General features: G+C 63.3%; 3 protein-coding genes and 1 pseudogene. 2 read left to right on the plus strand and 2 right to left on the minus strand.

Translation table 11 applies throughout. The features are described from left to right. Nucleotides 1–23: 23 nt before the first annotated feature. Complete coding sequence (locus tag Y694_RS20930) at nucleotides 24–266, plus strand: transposase (RefSeq protein ID WP_000844627.1); 243 nt, start codon at nucleotides 24–26, stop codon at nucleotides 264–266. 31 nt (nucleotides 267–297) lie between these two features. Here the strand turns inward: Y694_RS20930 and tetR(A) are convergent. Then, nucleotides 298–947, minus strand: a pseudogene (tetR(A), locus tag Y694_RS20935) (tetracycline resistance transcriptional repressor TetR(A)). Between the two features lie 105 nt (nucleotides 948–1,052). On the opposite strand from tetR(A), the gene tet(A) reads away from it, so the two are divergent. Continuing rightward, a complete protein-coding gene (tet(A), locus tag Y694_RS20940) occupies nucleotides 1,053–2,252 on the plus strand; it encodes a tetracycline efflux MFS transporter Tet(A) (RefSeq protein WP_012579085.1) in 1,200 nt (399 codons plus the stop codon). A 31-nt stretch (nucleotides 2,253–2,283) separates the two neighbouring features. On the opposite strand, the gene Y694_RS23850 is transcribed toward tet(A), so the two are convergent. Beyond that, on the minus strand, nucleotides 2,284–2,921 hold a 638-nt coding region (locus Y694_RS23850), incomplete at its 5' end, for a DMT family transporter (RefSeq protein ID WP_134874323.1).

Below are 2,921 nucleotides of genomic sequence, written 5' to 3' on the forward strand. Positions count from 1 at the left end.
ATCTCATCTGCGCAAGGCAGAACGTGAAGACGGCCGCCCTGGACCTCGCCCGCGAGCGCCAGGCGCACGAGGCCGGCGCGCGGACCCGCGCCACGGCCCACGAGCGGACGCCGCAGCAGGAGCGCCAGAAGGCCGCCAGAGAGGCCGAGCGCGGCCGTGAGGCTTGGACGCTAGGGCAGGGCATGAAAAAGCCCGTAGCGGGCTGCTACGGGCGTCTGACGCGGTGGAAAGGGGGAGGGGATGTTGTCTACATGGCTCTGCTGTAGTGAGTGGGTTGCGCTCCGGCAGCGGTCCTGATCAATCGTCACCCTTTCTCGGTCCTTCAACGTTCCTGACAACGAGCCTCCTTTTCGCCAATCCATCGACAATCACCGCGAGTCCCTGCTCGAACGCTGCGTCCGGACCGGCTTCGTCGAAGGCGTCTATCGCGGCCCGCAACAGCGGCGAGAGCGGAGCCTGTTCAACGGTGCCGCCGCGCTCGCCGGCATCGCTGTCGCCGGCCTGCTCCTCAAGCACGGCCCCAACAGTGAAGTAGCTGATTGTCATCAGCGCATTGACGGCGTCCCCGGCCGAAAACCCGCCTCGCAGAGGAAGCGAAGCTGCGCGTCGGCCGTTTCCATCTGCGGTGCGCCCGGTCGCGTGCCGGCATGGATGCGCGCGCCATCGCGGTAGGCGAGCAGCGCCTGCCTGAAGCTGCGGGCATTCCCGATCAGAAATGAGCGCCAGTCGTCGTCGGCTCTCGGCACCGAATGCGTATGATTCTCCGCCAGCATGGCTTCGGCCAGTGCGTCGAGCAGCGCCCGCTTGTTCCTGAAGTGCCAGTAAAGCGCCGGCTGCTGAACCCCCAACCGTTCCGCCAGTTTGCGTGTCGTCAGACCGTCTACGCCGACCTCGTTCAACAGGTCCAGGGCGGCACGGATCACTGTATTCGGCTGCAACTTTGTCATGCTTGACACTTTATCACTGATAAACATAATATGTCCACCAACTTATCAGTGATAAAGAATCCGCGCGTTCAATCGGACCAGCGGAGGCTGGTCCGGAGGCCAGACGTGAAACCCAACAGACCCCTGATCGTAATTCTGAGCACTGTCGCGCTCGACGCTGTCGGCATCGGCCTGATTATGCCGGTGCTGCCGGGCCTCCTGCGCGATCTGGTTCACTCGAACGACGTCACCGCCCACTATGGCATTCTGCTGGCGCTGTATGCGTTGGTGCAATTTGCCTGCGCACCTGTGCTGGGCGCGCTGTCGGATCGTTTCGGGCGGCGGCCAATCTTGCTCGTCTCGCTGGCCGGCGCCACTGTCGACTACGCCATCATGGCGACAGTGCCTTTCCTTTGGGTTCTCTATATCGGGCGGATCGTGGCCGGCATCACCGGGGCGACTGGGGCGGTAGCCGGCGCTTATATTGCCGATATCACTGATGGCGATGAGCGCGCGCGGCACTTCGGCTTCATGAGCGCCTGTTTCGGGTTCGGGATGGTCGCGGGACCTGTGCTCGGTGGGCTGATGGGCGGTTTCTCCCCCCACGCTCCGTTCTTCGCCGCGGCAGCCTTGAACGGCCTCAATTTCCTGACGGGCTGTTTCCTTTTGCCGGAGTCGCACAAAGGCGAACGCCGGCCGTTACGCCGGGAGGCTCTCAACCCGCTCGCTTCGTTCCGGTGGGCCCGGGGCATGACCGTCGTCGCCGCCCTGATGGCGGTCTTCTTCATCATGCAACTTGTCGGACAGGTGCCGGCCGCGCTTTGGGTCATTTTCGGCGAGGATCGCTTTCACTGGGACGCGACCACGATCGGCATTTCGCTTGCCGCATTTGGCATTCTGCATTCACTCGCCCAGGCAATGATCACCGCCCCTGTAGCCGCCCGGCTCGGCGAAAGGCGGGCACTCATGCTCGGAATGATTGCCGACGGCACAGGCTACATCCTGCTTGCCTTCGCGACACGGGGATGGATGGCGTTCCCGATCATGGTCCTGCTTGCTTCGGGTGGCATCGGAATGCCGGCGCTGCAAGCAATGTTGTCCAGGCAGGTGGATGAGGAACGTCAGGGGCAGCTGCAAGGCTCACTGGCGGCGCTCACCAGCCTGACCTCGATCGTCGGACCCCTCCTCTTCACGGCGATCTATGCGGCTTCTATAACAACGTGGAACGGGTGGGCATGGATTGCAGGCGCTGCCCTCTACTTGCTCTGCCTGCCGGCGCTGCGTCGCGGGCTTTGGAGCGGCGCAGGGCAACGAGCCGATCGCTGATCGTGGAAACGATAGGCCTATGCCATGCGGGTCAAGGCGACTTCCGGCAAGCTATACGCGCCCTAGGAGTGCGGTTGGAACGTTGGCCCAGCCAGATACTCCCGATCACGAGCAGGACGCCGATGATTTGAAGCGCACTCAGCGTCTGATCCAAGAACAACCATCCTAGCAACACGGCGGTCCCCGGGCTGAGAAAGCCCAGTAAGGAAACAACTGTAGGTTCGAGTCGCGAGATCCCCCGGAACCAAAGGAAGTAGGTTAAACCCGCTCCGATCAGGCCGAGCCACGCCAGGCCGAGAACATTGGTTCCTGTAGGCATCGGGATTGGCGGATCAAACACTAAAGCTACTGGAACGAGCAGAAGTCCTCCGGCCGCCAGTTGCCAGGCGGTAAAGGTGAGCAGAGGCACGGGAGGTTGCCACTTGCGGGTCAGCACGGTTCCGAACGCCATGGAAACCGCCCCCGCCAGGCCCGCTGCGACGCCGACAGGATCTAGCGCTGCGTTTGGTGTCAACACCAACAGCGCCACGCCCGCAGTTCCGCAAATAGCCCCCAGGACCGCCATCAATCGTATCGGGCTACCTAGCAGAGCGGCAGAGATGAACACGACCATCAGCGGCTGCACAGCGCCTACCGTCGCCGCGACCCCGCCCGGCAGGCGGTAGACCG

Origin of the sequence: Methylibium sp. T29-B (assembly GCF_000576225.1) — a bacterium.
Lineage (GTDB): Bacteria > Pseudomonadota > Gammaproteobacteria > Burkholderiales > Burkholderiaceae_C > Methylibium > Methylibium petroleiphilum.